We start from the raw sequence: 18,033 nt of genomic DNA on the forward strand, positions 1-18,033 counted from the left end.
ACACAGTGAGCACTCCAGATCCACCGCCAAAAGAATCCTTTGGACAGTTCGTGAATCGCCTGACGGTCTTGGCTGCGCTGGGAAGTGTAACCGTATTGTTCCTGGAGCCATCGCCAGAACTTAGCCATTTGGCACAAACGGTGCTCCGGTATGCAGTCACATTATGGCTGGGTATTGTGGGTGTACCCCACATTGCGCGAGTGGCTTGGAAGCATCGGAAACGCATGGGGCCATGGCTTATCCAGTTACAGCAAAAGATTCGAAACCGGGAATGGAGACTGGGGCCATCCCCAGCAGATATTTCGCTGAGCAAGCTGCCCAATGCCGAGGGTGTGGAATCGATGCCTTCCGTACCTGAGCGGGGCGAACCCAATCATAGGCCGGTTGTGATTACAAGCGAACAGAGTGTTCAATCGGGACATCATGCGCTTTTTCCACCGAACCCTCGGCCCTATTCTTCTTCTACGTTATTGGCAGAGCAGGCATCGGAGCTCATCTTCAATACGGTCCAGTTGGCAGGACTGAAAATGGAGGAACCGCCAGAAATTCTGTCCATCGATGCGGGGCCAACGCTACAAACCATCTCCTTTCGCTTACCGGCCCGGCTGCAGCTCAGTGATCTGGTCAAAAAAAGAGATGATCTGGCGAACCATATCGGACATGACCGGAGTTTCGCGGTGACCTCATCCCCGTTTTCAAGCGCAGCAGCCTTTATATTGCCTCATACCGAACGGGCATTTGTATATATGAGTGATATGACACAAGACCTGAAGGTGTTTGCTCAAACGGCTGAACTGCCTATGGTGTTCGGGAAGGATATGTTGGGGAAACCGATCCTGGTGGACTTAGCCAAATTACCGCATTTGCTTGTGGCAGGGGCAACCGGTTCTGGGAAATCGGTGTTTATCAATGGGCTGCTTACATCACTTGCTTCAACTCGATCACCGGAGCAAGTTCAGTTTCTGCTCATTGATCCAAAGATGGTCGAGTTTACGATGTATACCGGCTTGCCGCATCTGATCTCCCCGCCTGTGACTGATCCGAAACGGGCAGCACTGACGCTCAAGAAGCTAGTAGTAGAGATGGAAAAGCGGTATAAGCGTTTTTCGGAAGCCGGTGTACGGAACTTGCCGCAGTACAACCGGAATCATCCGGGGGATCAGATGCCGTATATCGTCACTGTAATTGATGAATATGCCGACCTGATGGTTATTGCCCGAGCGGATGTGGAGGAAACCGTGCAACGCCTGACTCAAATGGGACGGGCTGCAGGACTCCATCTGATCCTGGGGACTCAACGTCCCAGCGTGGATGTGGTGACCGGTGTGATTAAGTCGAACCTGCCATCCCGGGTGGCGTTTCATTTGCTGAGTGTCTATGATTTCAAGACCGTAATGGATACAGGGGGTCCGCATTTGCTCGGGGGTGGGGATGGGATCTGCATGCTGAATGGTGGAGGGCAGAAGAGATTCCAGTCCGCGGCGATCAGCGCAGATGATGATGAGACGACCCGGTATATAGAGGAGTTGAAGCGCTATTGGCGGAATGAACTACGGTTGCGGAAAGCAGATCCAGAAACAGCAGCTGCTACAGATTCTTCTTTGCTTGCTCTCATAGACGGTGAGGAGGCCAACGATTCATCAGAAGCTGGGAATGAGCCTGTCGGTCCATCAGCATCAAACATAGCTCCATTTGACGAGTGGGCTGATCAGGAGGAAGAGGAGCCATTACAGCTGGATGAGAGTATGTACGATCAGGTTATTCGCTTGGCGCGGAAGCACAAAGGTGTATCGGGCAGGCTATTGCAGCAAGCGTTGAACATTGACTACATTACGGCAGCGACCTTTGTGGAGCAGTTAAGCAGAGAAGGAAAGGTGGCTGCTGAGTATGATCCGGAAACGGGGTTGAAGCCTTGGTTAGCAGTTACCAAAGAGAGTGATGAAGAATTACTACTTAGAATTCAGCGGATAATTTGTGAGACGAAATCCACACGTTCCACCGACATTCAGCAAGCCCTTGGGATTCGCAAGGAGAAGGTGCTACAACTGATGGGACAACTGGCGCAGGTGGGTTTTTTGCTGCCTCCTACAAGTACAAAAGGAGGTTATATGTTGGCTTGGGAAGAGGAACAAATTCAACAATTCTTAGCCAAAGAAATGCGATAAGAGCTGTTAGTGATACTTCTAGTTCCCGTTTCTGGTTCCCATTTTTTTATTCGAAAACCCCTGCGGTTATGAGTATTTTTTATTTTAAGAATAGCGTTATCAAACGGGAACTAGAAAATCGAGTCTGAATTTAATCTGAAAAGGAGAGTTCGAATAAAAACTAATTGTTTACGTGACATTATGTTGATCCTACATACTGTCACCATCAAACATACAGTTTCTACGATCCTTGAAACTGTGAATCATATTCAATACCTTGATTCCAAAATATAGTATAATATAGTGGTAATAAGAGTAATGAAAGTGTTTGAAGTAGAAGCAACTTTGATAATTAAACTTAGGTTAGGGGGATTGTGATGTGAGTATTTCTATAACTGATGTAGCTGAATACATAGTTAAGTACATACAGGCTTACAGGACAGAATATCGTAAGTTTATAGATGGCGGGTATCCGGACATTAACTTGTCACCATATCTTAATTCCAAGGAATTACATTGTTATTTATCTTATGATGGTGCTGTTATTGCTGATTCCTCTAAAGAACCAAATTATCGATGGGAAATTGCAGGTGGTCCAGCTCTAATGGTTGATTATTCAATTAGTCGGACACCCAATTCAATAATTGAACTTCTAAAAAAAGAAGGGATATATGGAAAAGATATTGGGATATCTCGATTGGTTTCTAAAGAGCCTTTGTCGAATGAAGTTTGGAGGGGGCGATTACCTCAACCCATTAGTTTGATTAAGAAACAATATGATGAAACCATCATATATGTATATCAATTTGACATTTCATGGACTCAACTTATTGAAATATTAACATTTGGAGCATTTTGCAAAATTATTAACATTAATTTACCTGATATAAGCGATAACTTCTGGAATCCAATAATTATTAGGAATCTAGGATTCATTCCTGCTGACAGGAATAATAAAAGGTTTTTTAACTACTTAGAATTAATCCGTCATGTTGAAGAGGCTGCATGGGATTCAAGAAGTATAAAAACTCGTGTGTCATATGATCTTAGGAGAGATTTTGCGCTTTCAGTAGTGAGAACTGAAGATGGAATGCTTTCATTAAGCTACGAAGAACAGATACAGCCATTTTTTGATAGGTTGAAAGAATTAGAAAAAACTATTTCGTCCTTTGAGCAATTACTAAATGAGAAAGAGGATGCTCACGAAGAGGTATTTCATGAATTTATAAAAAAAAATCCAATATTGATTGATGTATATGGTGACGCTATATCTAAACCCAAACTGAGGTATCCTTCTATTGAAGAGTCACCTTTAGGAAAAGAATACGTTGAACCAGATTTTATTATAAGATATCCATTAAATCATTACAGATTAATAGAATTAGAAAAACCATCAAAAAATATTGCTACAAAGTCAGGACAACCTAGAAGTGAAGTAACCCAAGCGGTATTTCAAATATCTGAGTGGAAAGCTTATATTAGAAATCATTATGAGTTAATTAAAGAACAGTACCCTTCAATTAACTTTAATTGTTATAGTTCAGTCATAATTAGCAGGACAACGGAAGAAAGTTTTGTTGCGGGGAGAAATAACAGAAAATATAGAGAGCTTTTGAAAGAACATTACTCAGGAGTAGACGAGATCATAACTTATGACGATTTACTTATTAAAGCTAAAGATGCGTACCATAAATTAATAAATTTAGTATACAAGTAAGTAAGTTAGGTTCTAAACAAGGTAACATGTTACAACCAATGATATGCCCTCTCATAAATGTTCATCCCCAAAACCATACTTTAATCATACTTTTTGAGTACTTTTCTCTTTTAAAAATGAGTTATCCTTATATCATGCAAGAAATCAAAAAGAGGCCGCCCCGGCAATCCAAGGGGCGGCCTTTGCGTTGAGAGAGGAGAGTGCCATGCAGGAAGTTGGATTCAAAGAGGCAGGAGAACTATTGAATACGCCGGTCAGCACCTTGCGGCGCTGGGTCGTCTTGTTGGAGGAGCAAGGGTACACCTTCAACCGGGACGGCAAGCGTAGGCAGCTGGACTGGCAGGATGTTGGCGTGCTAAGGGAAGTCAAGCTCAGTCTGCAGGAACGAGCGCTGGAAGAGGCAATTCAGAAGGCCATCTTTTCAGTGGCAACACAGGAGGGACTCCATCAGCAGGAGACACTGTCCTTGATTAAGGGAAGCGAGTGGGAAACCTTTGAATCCCACATAAACGGCCTGAAAGAAAGCTTGTTTTGGAACGGTCAGGAACAAGCAGTGAGCACTTTGCTTACGGCTTGGCGAGCACTCCAAGAGACGATAGGAGGGGAGTAACATTGGATAAAAAGCACAGCCTGGCTGAGCTGCAGGCCTTACCCACGCTGCAACAATCACACACGGATAATCTGAAAAAGGACACCGGCAAAGAACGGGTCTGGTTGTCCCGATTGACCGTTGCGGACGGTATGCCTTACAACCATCAGGTCATAGTGGAAGTGTTCTCGAATGGTAAATGGAACATCGTAGATACGTACCAGGCACAATAAGGAGTGAACATGAAATGATAAAGACTTATGCAAACTGGGAAGGAGATTTGGAGGATTACCTTCAGATCGGTGATGTGGTAGATGAGGAGATGGCCGATCACTTTCTGAATGTCCTGCCTCCGGCCTGCTGGACGGCGAAGATCATCCAGATCGGGGAGCCGAATAGCCATGTTGGGGGCAAAGCCACCTACGCCACCTTGGAAAAAACAAGTCAAGGCTGGGTGTACCGGGGCAATTGTCACCGGAGCGAGACGGAGGGGCGATCATGACCGGCAAAGCGCAGGTGATCGCCTTCGCCAATCTGGGCGGCGGGGATGCCGTTCAAGGGGTGATGAAACTGATCCGCACCTATCCCAAGGATCAGCGCGTGGTAGTCGCGGAGTTACCTTGTGTCGGGTTGCCGCGTATGGCCTACACCTTCGATCAGCAAATCGCCGAACTTCACAAAGAACGCACCATGGATCAGTTCCTGCTCGACATGGACCGCCAAGCCGTGAAGCCCATCCAGGAGTACATGGTACAGCGGAGTGGCGTGGACTATATGTTGGTCAATCCGCGTTCTCAGCCGGAAGCACCCGTCATTCGCAAATTGACATCCAATCAAACGTTAATATCGGCATCGGTGGTGCTACGGCAGCAGCTGGAGGCTTCCTATGATGTGATCATTCTGCTCACACAGGGGTCGTTCATCCAGCCCACAACTCATTTTGCACTACGAACCGCAGATGCAGTGGTACTCTACAGCGCAGATGCTATTGATTTTGTCGGCAATTATACGCATTACCGCAGGCTTCTCGAAGTGTTCAGTGTGAAGTCGGAGCGATTGTATCTGTTCAGTGCAGATACCAATGTCAAAATTGATGAAGCACCTGTGTATACCAAATTCAGTGAGCTAATCAAACGCTGGAAGACGCTTGAACCGAACCAGATCCCCGTGCGGGAAGGACAAGCTGCTGGGCGTGACAATGAAACGGTAGGGATCATTGAACCCCTGGAATACTTGGATGTTCAGATAACCATTCAGCCGGTCAACAGTGAATGGTCAGAGGGGGATGCCAAGAAACTGGAGGGGCTGCTGAACTTCGTCCGTTACCGGCTACAGGAGGAACACCTGGATGAATATGTGCAGTCCCTAACCCATGAACCTTCGCGGCAAAAGATCCGTTATTACATCTCGGATTTGATCCGGGAACAGAACGAGTATTCCTTATCGATTCCTCTGAATGAAGTGGTGGAATGGGTGCAGAAGGAGATTACCGAGCTTGGGGTGCTGCAGGGCATTTTGGATAATCCTACGGTCAGTTCGATAGAAATCAATGGTCCGGAGCAAGTGATCATCGAGCAAGGCGGTCAAGATATACACCGGCCAGATATCAAGTTTCAGAGCGTGTCTCACTTGTATGAAGTAATTAACAAAATGCTCATGCCGATCGGCAAACCAATCTCCAGCACCGATCCGATTGTGGATGCCAATTACCGAGGCTTCCGGATCTGTGTCGTTGCGGATACGAAAGAGTACCAGGGGGTTAGCGCGAATGCACCGCTGATCAGTATCCGCAAGTTCCCGCCGGATGTGTACACGGATGAGCAGTGTATCCAGTATGGAAACATCTCGCCAGAGATGGCCGAATTCCTGCATTTCATTGTTCCGAAGGGTGCCAATCTCGTCATTGGCGGTGGAACCAACAGCGGGAAGACCACTCAATTGATTCGTCTGCCAATGTGCATGGAGCCCATTACCCGTATTATCTCCATTGAGGATTCGGAGGAAATGATGCTGGCCAGCAAGCTGCAGTATCTGCATTATCCGAATCTGCCTTCCCTGCTAGTGAAGGAGGTCGAGGATGAGAAGAAGAGCTATGGCATCGCCAAGCTAATCAAAGCTTGTCTGCGGCTCAAACCAGAGGTGATGTGCATCGGGGAGATCCGGGATGAACCGGCAGCACAACAAAGCCTGATTGGGATGAACACTGGGCACACCGTCTGGACGACCATTCACGCGAACAGCGCGAAAGAAGCGGCGACCCGGTTCCTGCAACTCAACGGGAATACCATGGCTGCGGCCAGTCAGATTTCTGGATCAATTGACCTCATCGTGTTCCAGAAGAAATTGCCGAATGGAGTCCGTGTGGTGACCGAGCTGTCAGAGCTGATTGGCTACCGGGGAACCGAAGAGCCGGTGCTCAATCCGATCTTCAAATACGATTACAGCCGGAAACGGCATGTTCGGGTCGGCAAGATCCAGTCTGAGTCATTGATGGAGAAGATTTATTTGAAAGACCCTGCGCAGGAAGAAGTCCGGCGCTGGTGTGAAGGGAAGGAGTTGAAGGCTATATGATGCCCGTTCTGCTGCTCTCAGCAGGGCTTTTGATTTCCTTTGGGCTGTTTTCGTTGCTGCCTGCGGCGAGTAGCCGTTCCAGGCAGCTTCGTATTGCCTTTGGATTCGAACAGACTCAAGCTGAGGCGAAGGCGGCAGGTATTCATCTGGAATGGCGTAACTTTGTGCAGATCCTTGGGATCTCTCTTGCGATAGGTGCATCGGTCGCTTATTGGACAGCGAACATCTGGTTTGTGGGTGTGGGCGTGGCGATGGGAGTGATTGTACCCAAGATGATTATTTCGGCTGTGAAGTTCAAACGCAGGAAAGAGGTTCTCCTGAACTTGCCGGGGAATCTGCGGCTACTGTCCTCCAAGTTCCGGGATTGCAAATCCTTGCAGAAGTCACTAGAGATGTCTTTGCCGGTAATGAGCGGGGTGACGGTTCCGTTATTTGAGCAGATGTACTCTTCGCTGCGGATCGGGATCGATGTGCCTACCGTACTGGAGCAAATGAAACAAGCCGTCCAGTTCAAGAAATTCGATGATTTCTGCGAGAAAGTAATGGCTGGGAATAAAGACGGATTTCATGCTCGTTCGGTAGATGGGATTCGGGAGAGCATCTCGGACATTGCTTCGGATATGCAATTGCTGCAGGAGATTGACATCGAGAATGAGAAAAAGCGGATGGAACCGTTCGTGGTGTTCGGGATCAGCCTGCTCTTCCCATTCTTGTTCGGTTATCTGGAGAGTCAATTGGTCCAGGAATTTAAGGCGGCAACGACCCTGCAGACCGGGTTCGGCAAGCTGCTGCTGGCCAGTATGATTGTGGCCGTGTTAATCGGACTCTGGAAGAAGGACTCGCTGTTGCGACTCAATCTGGATGATTTGTAAAGGAGGTGAATGATGATTACATCCATATTGCTTGGTTTAGCCGCTATGTGTATTGCCATTCCTGTCCTGCGGATCGCCATCCCGGGCTTTCAGCGCCAGAAGCAAATTATGAATATGGCAGCGCTCGTCAATCAGTCAGACGCGCAGCGCCTGCGGCTGCAGCAAAATGCGGTGGTCCGGTCACTTGCGGACCGGCTATCAACAAGGCAAACCAAAGGGAAGGTCAGCAAGCAGCGCGAGATGTACAACATGCTGGGGAATACGATGAGTTATGAAGTGTATCTCGCCAGAGCCATTATCCAAGCTATACTGCCGGGTGGGTTTGCTCTTGTGTTGGCGGGCATGGTGCAGCAAGTCTTTTTTGTGATTGCTGGACCCATCCTATCGTTCTTATTTTATTGGCTGCAAATGCGCAGAATCAAAGAGTCTTATCAAAAACGGCAAAATCAGCTCATTGCGGATTTGCCGTTTTTAATTAGCAAGATGATCACAGCGCTGGAGGTCGGTAAGCCGTTAAATGTGATTTTTCAGGAGGTGAGTACCCGTTGTGGTCCCACGTTATCCGCGTTGCTCAAGCGTCTCGTAGCGAATATGGGGACGATGCCGCAGAAGGATGCGTTGCAAATGTTTGCGAAAGAGGTCCATGTGCCTGTCGTATATGATTTTGTATCTGTCGTTAATGTCGTGGCGGAGAAAGGCTTTCATGAAGCTGAGGATGATCTGAATGGTGTTAAAAATGATCTGCGTACTCTAAGCAAGCTTGCCTTGCGGGAACGCACGCGGGGGAATCCCGGAAAGATGAATCTGTTCTACGGAATGGTGATCTTCCATGTGGTCGTGTTCTTTTTTATGATGCTGATCAAAATGTTTGGCGCATTTAATTCCCTATAAACCTAAATTGAGAGGATGTTACACGAATGAAGAAGCAGATGAAGAAAATGGTTGAAGGTACAAAGCAGGCAATGATTAACGCTCCAGCATTCCTGGCAGGAAGGCTAAATCGGTTTCGGACAGAAGAGCGCGGAGATGCCATGCAATGGGTCATTGGTATTTTGATTACGCTGCTCTTGTTCATCGCCGTGTATCTGTTGTTCAAGGCACAGATCAACACCTTTGTGGTGGACAAAATCTTCGGCAAAATGAACTCGCTTGACTAAGGAGCTTGTCATGCGCCGCAGATGGAAACAGTTTATCCGGAGCGAGAGAGGAGACGGTATCATATCCTTCTTCTTTCTGATGCTGATCGTGTTAACGATTGCTTTGATTACGGTGAGCATTGTGCAATATGTGATGATCCGTTCCAATTTACGTACAGCCGCAGGGGAAGTGCTGCAGATCATGAAGGTGGAGAATGGGGCAGACCATGCAACACGGACCCGGCTGGATGGTTTGCTCCAAAGCATGGGCATGAATCCGGCCATGGTATCGTTCAGCGCTACCCCGAAGCCGGTCCAGCGCGGAGATCTGCTGGAAGTAACGGTGGTTCGGGAGTATAACGTATTTGCCCTGAAGGCGGTGGGCGTTTACTATACCATACCGATAACGGTTCATGTCTCTGGACTAGCGCATAAATTCTTCAGGACGGGGGATTAGCATGTGGATTAAGGTCTGCGGGGCCATCCTATTTGGTCTAATCCTGATCGTCTTGGTGATGGATTTACTGGTGGTTGATAGTGTGTATGACTCTACGGGCAGAGCTGTGGAACACGCGATTGATGCGGGCATTATCCGTTCCGGCATCGTGACGGATGCGCAGCAGGGGCTTGTACAACTGGAGCAGAATGCCTTGCGTTCAGCGACTCGGAATGCTTTTATACAGAGTCTGAACTTAAATGCTGCAATGGAGAATCCGGTGATGAAGAGCAGCACCTTTGAGCTTCATCTAACGTATGATTCCGGGGATGTCCCCTGGATCGATGTGGTCTTTCGCACACATGTCTCCTTCGCGTTGCCTGGTGTTTCATATCCAGTAACCGTTCATCGCAATATTCCTTATGAGAGTATTTATAAATAGTGAGGGAGGAAGGTCAAGCCTTTGAAGAAGTTATGGAATAAGTATACCCGTAGCGCATTGATCGTCCTGCTTGGACTGATCCTTGCGCTGGTTGCGTTTCAGTTCAACAGCCGGAACATTGCGCAGCAGGTGAAAACCAAAAAGATCATTGTCGCTGTCGCCAATATTGATCCGTATATGCCAATCACCAAGGAACAGCTCAAATTCCGCGAAATAGTGCTTAGCGAAGTGCCGGAAGATGCAATACAAGCAGCCGATGAGCTAGATTTCAGCGATGCCTATGCTTCCAAGTATGGATTCATGGCCGGTACTCCGATTCGCAAGTCACTCGTGACCACCGCAGCGGCCTCTGGTATGGGAGCTGCGGTCTCTTTACAAGAGGGGATGCGGCAAATTGGGGTGAAGACGGATCTGGTCCTGTCTTCCGGGGATGAGGTCAAGCCGGGCATCCTGGTGGATGCCTATGCCTTCGTGTCTGATGCGACCACGGGGCAATCGAAAAAAATGATTCTACCGGAGTTGTCGAAGCTGAAGGTAGTGAAACGATTGAATGCGGAAGGGAAAGTTCCCGATCCGGCAGAGGGTGGAAGCCTGATTCCCTCCGTGATTGTACTTGAGGTAACCCCCCAGCAGGCTGCGCTGCTGATGGAGGCCCAAGAAACCGGGAAGGTCTACCTGCTGCCAGCAGGCACCCTTCATCCGTGAGGAGGGCTCATATGAAGCGAATAAGCTTATGGTTAGGACTGACCCTGCTGTTGGCAAGCGCTCCGGTAACTCATGCGGAGCAGAGCGGGCCTGAAGAAGCGGGATCAAGCACGGTTATGTCAGCCACCTATGCGGTCTATAATGAGCCCCTTGGTCGTCTCCGAATGGCGGGTCAGCCAGCGTACCTTACGCTGAGCGCCTCTGGAAATCTACAGTTTAACCAGTCACTAACCCTTATGGTTGAGCAGCAAACCGATGCCAGCTGGCAATACGCAGTTTCCTTAAATGACTTCACCGTCCGGCATAAGGTGCAGGAAGGAAGCATACAGGCGAGGATTCCAGCGGGGAATGCATCATATCAAGTATCCGGGCTCGTTGCAGAGGAAGAATCTGGAGGGTTGACAACCGGTACAGGTGTATTTTCTTCCGGATCGCCCCAGATCGTTATGCAGGCAGCAGAAGGTTCGGGGCGCGGGAGTTACAGCGCTGAACTTCTCCTGCAGGTCGATCTCCCCGCCCTCATTGAAGTTTCAGAAGTGAACAATACCGACCAGGTCTCCCCGGGTGAACAGGTGGGGCTGCTTGCCGGTGAGTACCGGGCCAGCCTGACGTTTACCCTGGTCAACGGGCTATAGAGAATATGAGAATTGAGGTTTGAGGATGAAGATAGGATCAATTCGTACAATCATGAGGGTATGGGTACTCGGGTTCATCGGCTGTCTGTGGCTGTCTACGGCTGTCCATGCGGACAGTTCTTTTGTCCTATCCCCGGTCAAAGCTGTAGAAGAAGGCCGGGGGTATTACATGGATCAGGTGAAGCCTGGAGATACGCGGGAGTATACCTTTATCGTTCGCAATGCCAAGGATACGCCGGTACAACTCAAGCTGTATCCGGCGGATGCCCTCCCCGCGCAAAATGGGGGTCGCAGCTTCTCGGAAAAGGAGCAGCGACTTCGCTTAGTGGGGTCTTGGCTGGAGCCGCAAGGCGTGAAAGCAATTACGCTGAAACCGCAGGAAGTGCGCAGTTTGAAGTACACCGTGAATATACCGGAGGATCTCCTCCCCGGCCAGTACGTGGGAGTGATCGCTGCGGAAGAACTGATCAAGGCAGAAGAAGCGGCTGCGGGTTCAGAGGGGCAGCAGGCTTCAGTGGCCATCGATGTGGTCAACCGCAGCGGGGTGCAGATGGTTCTGGAATACAAGGCTGATCAGGCGAAGCATGAGATGAGTATTGATGAGTTCAAGCATGATTATGTCAGTACGGGCCACTCCCGGTTAACTATTAAATTGAGTGATCGCGGAACGATCTTGGAGAAACCCATCGGTAAGATCACGGTCCGTGATGGGCAGGGCCAGATCAGGTATGAGCAGGATTACACAGCAGACTCCATTTACGCGGGAAGCACAGCGGATATGGTCTATATTGTCAATGACCGGCTGCTGCTGCCCGATGTCTATGAGGTCAACTACAGCGCTTCGTTCTCCGGCAAGACGATTAACCGAACATTCACCTTCAAAGTCACGCCTGAGCAGGCGAAGGCTTCTGAGGTCTCGCTAAAAGAGGCTGGGAAGATCGAGGTGACACAGTCGTTTGGGGATTGGTTGGAGCTACATCTATGGATTGTAGTGGTCATTATTGTAGGGATCATCCTGGGTTTTGCTTTATTGTTCTGGCTACTGCTGCTGCTATGGAAACGGAAAGAGAAGCAAAAGGAAGAAGAGAAAATTGATCGAGGAGGAGCAATATGAAGAAAGTATTAATAGGCCTTATGCTGCTGATGATCTTAGCGGTTCCTGTGTCTGCCAATGCTGCAGATACAGATGAGTCTGAAGTGGTAGTACTGGGGGCGGGGCTGCAAATGACCCAGACGAAGCCGATATTCTCGGATATCACGCTGGATCTGAAGCAGCTTCAAACGTCAGCAGCATCCAGTAATTTGTATGTCCTGGATGCACGCGGTACGGCAGCGGGGTGGGGAGTGGTCCTGCGGGCTACTGATTTCAAACTGTCCAAGATGGTAGGAGGACAGGCCGTTGATTTTATTATTCCGGCATCGTCTGTTTCTTTTTCCACGCAGTACAAGACGGCCATTACAGGAACGCCTATAGATTTTGCAGCAGCCAAAGGAGAACTGGCCAATCATCAGGTTCTCTCCTCCGGAGACAGCCGGATTGTGGGTGTGGTCCCCTCAGAAGGTGCCGGTACACATCAGTTTGGAATTTCCTATACGCTGAACGTTCCTAAGCTGATTACCGGTAGTAACGGTCAGCATGTTGGTTTATTACAAGGCACCTATACATCTACTTTTACCTACACTGCTACAGCGGGATTATAAGCAAATTAGGGAGGAATGATCAAAATGGATATAGCTTTAGTGGGCGACACTATATTATATGTATCTTATACAAGTTGGAAAGAGAGCATTGAAAAAGGCAAAGTGGTGCGAAAAGATTCAAAAGGAGTTCATGTAAAAACGCCTGAAGGATATGAGGTGGTTGTTCAGGAGAGGGATGTATATAAAGTTATTAAAAGAAAATGAATGAAAATTATTGTATATATGGGGTGAAAAACAGGCAATTACGAGTATATGTAGAGGATTGAACAAATAAGGAGGATTGAGTAATGAATAAGAGCAAATCGAACAAAAAGGGGCTACGTTCACTGTATGTAGCCTTATCATTGGTTCTTCTATTCCCTATACTGCTATCGGGGAATGGAAACAATGCAGAGGGTGCTGCCTTTACTACCATAGACAGCATTACCTATGATCATAACGATACGACTTACGGCACTGTGTTCAACCTCTCTGACGGGACTAAGGTACTGCAGAACTACATTTATCCAGTGCAGTCGATCACCGCCGATAAAGTCCGGATGTATTTTGAAAACTATGATACTGAAGCAGGTAAAGTGTATTTGCAAGGAACCACAATGTACTCACAGTTAAAAGGCAAAAGTGTTGTAAAGCTATTAGACCAGGTTTCTGATTTTCAGGTCATCGAAAATGGCTATTCGTGGTCGATGGCGACTAGCTACAGTTATTTTGCTCTGAAAACGGATGGAACCGTATGGTCTTGGGGGAAGGGGACCAGTGGACAGTTAGCCATCGGTGGTGCAGCCGATAAAAGCATCCCTACTGAAGTGCTCGATCCGTCCGGAGCAGAGTTGTCAGGCGTGAAGAAGTTGTTCTATCTTTCAGACAGTTCGATTCTAATCGTGAAAGATAATGCTGTGTACCTTGTCGGAGAGGCATTTGGAAAATCGTCTTTCACCACCCCGACCTCCAAGGTAGTCGATGTAACCTCTATCTTTCCGGCCTTCAGTTCAGCAGACAACTTTGATATGAAATTTTTGAATGGACAGAATCATGCGGTCATAAACACGCGTCCAAGTGGAACTGGATACTCCGATATTAAAGCTAATGTATCTTCTCGCATTTTCACAATCAATGGATCATCCTACACTCTTTCAAACTGGTTCACCTATAGATACCCAACGGATATATCTAATGAGTTGACGAGCAATACCTTGATCCCACTACCCAGTAACATCAACCTATCGAATGTACACAGATACATGTCCCCTTGGAGACACGGTGCATCTGATTATTTGCTGCAAGGCTATGTGTCTATTCAAAATGGTGATCTGAGTTACTGGGGTACATCATTGTCTGAATTCTATACCTCAGTTTTTTCACCTATGAATGTTATTGATACTGGGGTTACGACTGTAACTTCCGATTCCAGCGGTACTTTTTGGTATCTTAAAAATGGAAAAGTGTATGCAGTGGGGTTGAATTATCTCGATAGAGCTGGAGTTTCTGGGGGTTCATTAGCAACCCCTGTCAGAATAACCGGACCAGTCAACCAAATCGTGAACATAACCGATTTGGCTGCTTCAGCAGAAGGTTACACCTATGCGTTAGCAGCTGATCACACGGTAACAGGCTTTAATAAGGCGTCCTATTTCTTTACAATGCAAAAAAAGTTTCTTAAATTTTATTCGGTTACGACTCGTAATGGTGCAGCCTATGTATATGGTATTACAGAGGACGGGGTTCTAGAAAAGCTTAACGGCAATAGTAGTTATCCTGTTGATGGAGGATTTCCAACAGTATATCCACCTGACTATGTCGCTCCAATTGTACTAGATTTGCCAACAAATACAGTAGCCCTAGACAAGTTTAATCGTCATGTGATTACCGTGAATTATGGTTCTTCTACCGATATTCAAACCCGTGAGTACTCGGTTGATGGTGGAACAACATGGCAGAATTACACAGCTCCCGTAGTATTAAGTCAGCCAGGCGCAATTAGCTTTAAAGCACGATCAGGAGCAGGCGCTACCTCTAGCCCGATCATGTCTCTGGATGTGACAAATGATCCTATCGTTATTGCAGCCGGATATCCCAAGGTAATAGACAAGGGCAATGGAACGTATACCGTGGAAAGTGGAACAACACATACCAGTGTGAAAGTTCAAGTCCGCAATGATAATGGGGCGTGGTCCGACTATACAGGACCCGTTACCTTGTCACAAGGTAGCCATGTGGTGGACACAAGAATCCTAAACCAATCGGGAGAAGAACTGGCGACAGGTCAGGCCTCAATTAATGGGCCGACTCCTATCCCAACAGTGGCCCCTACAGCCACTCCTGTGCCGACAGTAGCACCAACGGTTGCACCAACACCAACGGCAACCCCTACGGCAATACCCGTGCCTACAGTAGCCCCTACGGTCACCCCGCAACCAACCATAGATCCAGGCTGGGGCAGTCCGATTGGTTCAGAGGATATTTCCTTTACGGTCCTGGGCGGCGGGTTCAATGCTCAGTTTAACGGGTTACTGCTTGATACGGTGACAATCGGCACGACTAATCAGTACCAGGTGCTCAACAGCGTTACTAACTCCATAATTGAAGATAGTCGTGGGACCGGCGCAGGTTGGAACTATTCGCTCAAAATTACCGATTTCATCAGTGACCCAGTGGTAGATAACAGCTTGGGAACAAACAGCTTGGTCGTCAAGATGCCTTCCACGGTTTTGAGTGTAGACGTTAAGGATACAACAACACTCGTGGGGCAAAATATGAATCTTGGGCTGAATGGCTCCTATGTCTTTAATGCTGAACCCGTAGTCTTGGCGAAAGCAGAGGCATTCCAGGGGATGGGGCAATATCAACTGCCGATGAGTTACATGCTCCGTGTGCCGGATAAGGTAGAAGTTGTTTCGGCTGGAGACGGCAGTGCCTATCAAGCTGGAGCCAAAACTGGACTTCGTGTGGGAACTTACCGTTCGCAGTTTACGTTTACACTGGCTTCAGGAATCTAGTGTAAGGAAAAAAATATATAGGCTTCCAGTAAAGGAGGCCTATTTTTTCATCTGTATTTTAGTTAAATGAATGACTTTAAGTCAATCTACAAGTACTAAAATAAAAATTTGGAGGATGATATTATGTTTTTTAAATCCAAGGATCAAAATCAAAAAGAGTATTTAAAAGAAATGGAATTTTACAAAGAGGCTAGAGAATTATTAAAGAAGACTTTGATTGATAATCTAAAACTGGATAAGTACGGCGACCCTTTCATGATGATTGTTCATAGCCATAAAGGTAAAAAATATGATGGAATTAAAACGGAGATCAAAACGGATTGTGTTATTTGTAAATCAAATATGGGGGGGGAAGCACCTGCCAGTGTAATGGATGATGTCAAAAAAGAATTGGAGGCCAAGGGCCACAAAGTAACATATCCCGAAGTTCGGGCGATCAGCGATACAGAATTGCAATTTTGGATTAATGTAAAATGAAGATGTTGATCACTTCTACAGAATAATATAATCATATTTAATAGTCCTATTGACAGGCAACTTTGCCAGTTGATAGGGCTATTTATGTTAATTTAAGGAGGATTATAAATGAAGAGTGTTCTTATTTTAGGAGTGGGTCGAGCAGGTAAAACAACATTAGCCGGTATGTTGAAAGCCAAGCTGCCTGAATTCAATTTGAGCCATAGTGATGATTTAAAGTGGGCTATGATTCGAGGTGAAGGAAGGGAAGGATACTTCAGGAATAATATAAAGGAACAGAAAGAATTTGAGCATAGTGATTATTTCCAAAGGTTTCTTCTGGAATTCTTCATATCCGGATCAAAGACAAATAAATGTATCCTGGAGAGCGGACAATTACACCCTAAATACGTTAGAGATTATATCCATTGTGATGAACATGTTGTTGTCTGCTTAGGCCATGGTTCTCTTGATCAGCAGGGGATTATCGACCTATGCCGCACAAATGATAAAGCGACCGATTGGTCTTATGGTTTATCCCATTCTGACTTAGAACAGCATGCAGGTCATTGGGCTAAAATGAATTATGTTTTACATGATGATTGCCTTAAGTATGGCATACCTTATATTGATACCTCCCAGTATCGGAATAAGGTATTGGAAGAGACATTGGAATACGTAAGTAATAGGGTGGCTGGGTAAAGGAGCATTTCGCTTTTTTGTTTGTTTCATGAAAGATAAAGAACGAAGCGTGGTGCCGGTTGCCGACTGAACATGCTATAATCAACTCAAACTTGTGATATCATCCTGTGATCCTCAAGTATATATAGAATGATTAGGGTATATACTTTACCAAGTCTAACCTGGGAGGAACGCTGATGGATGAGAAGAAGGAGGATGGACAAATGATCGAACAGAAGCAAGAGGGTAAACAACCAGCGGCCTCCGATGCTGAGGTTCTGAAGCTTGCCAAAAAGGGCATGAAGAAATACAGAAAAACCTTGGATAAGTTGGCTAAGAACTGATGTATATCCAACTGACACCTCGACAGATTATCGAAATTCATGATGCAGAGCTGGCCGAATCGAATGGATTGGCCGGAATCAGAGAACCGGGATATCTTGACTTCATTTCGCAGAAGCCATTTAGTGTGGTCTTCGGTGAGGAGCAGTATCCCGGTTTATTTTTGAAAGCAGCGGTTTTGATGGACGGCCTAATATCATCCCATTGTTTCTACGATGCCAATAAAAGGACGGGAGTCCTGGTGACATATGTCTTTCTGGGGCTAAACGGATTTGAACTCGATGCAGATCCTGAGGAACTCTTTAAGGTGGCCATCCAGGTCGCCACCAAGAAAGTAGGCATTCAAGCCTTAGCAGCATGGTTAGAGAAGAACTCGTACAAGAACGGATAATTCCATACTTTTTGCATACGTTTGTCTTGAATAAATGCGGTATGCTTGTTCTGTAGGAGAATGAAAGATGGAGTTATGAATAGCATCACGACACAAGCGCCGTTGAGGGGCTTTTTATTTTGCCTTTTTTCAGTGTGAAGGTGCGGTGGGGGAGAGGAGGGAGGGGGTGGATATCATATTTGGGAAATATTTCTTTACAAACGATATACGATACAATAT

The 18,033-nt window shown here is 46.8% G+C and carries 21 protein-coding genes; all 21 read left to right on the forward strand.

Annotated elements, in window-relative coordinates; genetic code table 11:
• The first annotated feature begins 5 nt into the window (after nt 1–5).
• The 21 genes from NSS83_RS30085 to NSS83_RS30185 all read left to right on the forward strand — a co-directional run bounded on the left by NSS83_RS30085 (nt 6) and on the right by NSS83_RS30185 (nt 17,814).
• A complete protein-coding gene (locus tag NSS83_RS30085; protein ID WP_341347111.1) occupies nt 6–2,165 on the forward strand; it encodes an FtsK/SpoIIIE domain-containing protein in 2,160 nt (719 codons plus the stop codon).
• Between the two features lie 358 nt (nt 2,166–2,523).
• Nucleotides 2,524–3,861, forward strand: a complete 1,338-nt coding sequence (locus NSS83_RS30090; protein WP_341347112.1) for a Shedu immune nuclease family protein — start codon at nt 2,524–2,526, stop codon at nt 3,859–3,861.
• Between the two features lie 205 nt (nt 3,862–4,066).
• Nucleotides 4,067–4,471: a hypothetical protein gene (locus tag NSS83_RS30095; RefSeq protein WP_341347113.1), complete on the forward strand. Its 405-nt coding sequence runs from the start codon at nt 4,067–4,069 to the stop codon at nt 4,469–4,471.
• Nucleotides 4,472–4,473: 2 nt separating this feature from the next.
• Nucleotides 4,474–4,683: a hypothetical protein gene (locus NSS83_RS30100; protein WP_341347114.1), complete on the forward strand. Its 210-nt coding sequence runs from the start codon at nt 4,474–4,476 to the stop codon at nt 4,681–4,683.
• A gap of 14 nt (nt 4,684–4,697) precedes the next feature.
• Nucleotides 4,698–4,952: a hypothetical protein gene (locus NSS83_RS30105; protein WP_341347115.1), complete on the forward strand. Its 255-nt coding sequence runs from the start codon at nt 4,698–4,700 to the stop codon at nt 4,950–4,952.
• Nucleotides 4,949–7,021 (forward strand): ATPase, T2SS/T4P/T4SS family, encoded by a 2,073-nt coding sequence (locus NSS83_RS30110; RefSeq protein WP_341347116.1) that lies wholly within the window; start codon nt 4,949–4,951, stop codon nt 7,019–7,021. Before NSS83_RS30105 ends, NSS83_RS30110 begins: the two co-directional genes overlap by 4 nt.
• Nucleotides 7,018–7,893, forward strand: a complete 876-nt coding sequence (locus NSS83_RS30115) for a hypothetical protein (RefSeq protein WP_341347117.1) — start codon at nt 7,018–7,020, stop codon at nt 7,891–7,893. The genes NSS83_RS30110 and NSS83_RS30115 overlap by 4 nt, the downstream gene beginning before the upstream one ends.
• 9 nt (nt 7,894–7,902) lie before the next feature.
• Nucleotides 7,903–8,784 (forward strand): hypothetical protein, encoded by an 882-nt coding sequence (locus tag NSS83_RS30120; RefSeq protein ID WP_341347118.1) that lies wholly within the window; start codon nt 7,903–7,905, stop codon nt 8,782–8,784.
• 26 nt (nt 8,785–8,810) lie between these two features.
• Nucleotides 8,811–9,050, forward strand: coding sequence for a hypothetical protein (locus NSS83_RS30125; protein WP_341347119.1), 240 nt, complete (start codon nt 8,811–8,813; stop codon nt 9,048–9,050).
• 10 nt (nt 9,051–9,060) lie between these two features.
• A complete protein-coding gene (locus tag NSS83_RS30130; protein WP_341347120.1) occupies nt 9,061–9,486 on the forward strand; it encodes a DUF4320 family protein in 426 nt (141 codons plus the stop codon).
• A 1-nt stretch (nt 9,487) separates the two neighbouring features.
• Nucleotides 9,488–9,907 carry a hypothetical protein gene (locus NSS83_RS30135; RefSeq protein WP_341347121.1) on the forward strand — a complete coding sequence of 140 codons (420 nt, stop codon included), beginning with the start codon at nt 9,488–9,490 and terminating at the stop codon, nt 9,905–9,907.
• A 21-nt stretch (nt 9,908–9,928) separates the two neighbouring features.
• Entirely contained in the window at nt 9,929–10,612 is a 684-nt protein-coding gene (gene cpaB / locus NSS83_RS30140) for a Flp pilus assembly protein CpaB (RefSeq protein ID WP_341347122.1), read from the forward strand.
• 11 nt (nt 10,613–10,623) lie between these two features.
• On the forward strand, nt 10,624–11,247 hold the full coding sequence (locus NSS83_RS30145) for a hypothetical protein (RefSeq protein ID WP_341347123.1): 624 nt from the start codon (nt 10,624–10,626) through the stop codon (nt 11,245–11,247).
• Nucleotides 11,248–11,272: 25 nt separating this feature from the next.
• Complete coding sequence (locus tag NSS83_RS30150; RefSeq protein WP_341347124.1) at nt 11,273–12,361, forward strand: DUF916 domain-containing protein; 1,089 nt, start codon at nt 11,273–11,275, stop codon at nt 12,359–12,361.
• Nucleotides 12,358–12,948, forward strand: coding sequence for a hypothetical protein (locus NSS83_RS30155; RefSeq protein WP_341347125.1), 591 nt, complete (start codon nt 12,358–12,360; stop codon nt 12,946–12,948). The genes NSS83_RS30150 and NSS83_RS30155 overlap by 4 nt, the downstream gene beginning before the upstream one ends.
• A gap of 24 nt (nt 12,949–12,972) precedes the next feature.
• Nucleotides 12,973–13,152: a hypothetical protein gene (locus NSS83_RS30160; RefSeq protein ID WP_341347126.1), complete on the forward strand. Its 180-nt coding sequence runs from the start codon at nt 12,973–12,975 to the stop codon at nt 13,150–13,152.
• Nucleotides 13,153–13,235: 83 nt separating this feature from the next.
• Nucleotides 13,236–15,944 (forward strand): hypothetical protein, encoded by a 2,709-nt coding sequence (locus NSS83_RS30165; protein ID WP_341347127.1) that lies wholly within the window; start codon nt 13,236–13,238, stop codon nt 15,942–15,944.
• Nucleotides 15,945–16,067: 123 nt separating this feature from the next.
• Nucleotides 16,068–16,421 (forward strand): hypothetical protein, encoded by a 354-nt coding sequence (locus NSS83_RS30170; RefSeq protein ID WP_341347128.1) that lies wholly within the window; start codon nt 16,068–16,070, stop codon nt 16,419–16,421.
• 108 nt (nt 16,422–16,529) lie between these two features.
• The gene (locus NSS83_RS30175) at nt 16,530–17,102 is read left to right on the forward strand and encodes a hypothetical protein (RefSeq protein ID WP_341347129.1); all 573 of its coding nucleotides are present in this window, start codon (nt 16,530–16,532) and stop codon (nt 17,100–17,102) included.
• 176 nt (nt 17,103–17,278) lie between these two features.
• On the forward strand, nt 17,279–17,425 hold the full coding sequence (locus NSS83_RS30180) for a hypothetical protein (RefSeq protein WP_341347130.1): 147 nt from the start codon (nt 17,279–17,281) through the stop codon (nt 17,423–17,425).
• Nucleotides 17,425–17,814: a type II toxin-antitoxin system death-on-curing family toxin gene (locus NSS83_RS30185; protein WP_341347131.1), complete on the forward strand. Its 390-nt coding sequence runs from the start codon at nt 17,425–17,427 to the stop codon at nt 17,812–17,814. Before NSS83_RS30180 ends, NSS83_RS30185 begins: the two co-directional genes overlap by 1 nt.
• Nucleotides 17,815–18,033: the final 219 nt, after the last annotated feature.

This window comes from Paenibacillus sp. FSL H3-0469 (assembly GCF_038051945.1).
Taxonomy (GTDB): domain Bacteria; phylum Bacillota; class Bacilli; order Paenibacillales; family Paenibacillaceae; genus Paenibacillus_AQ.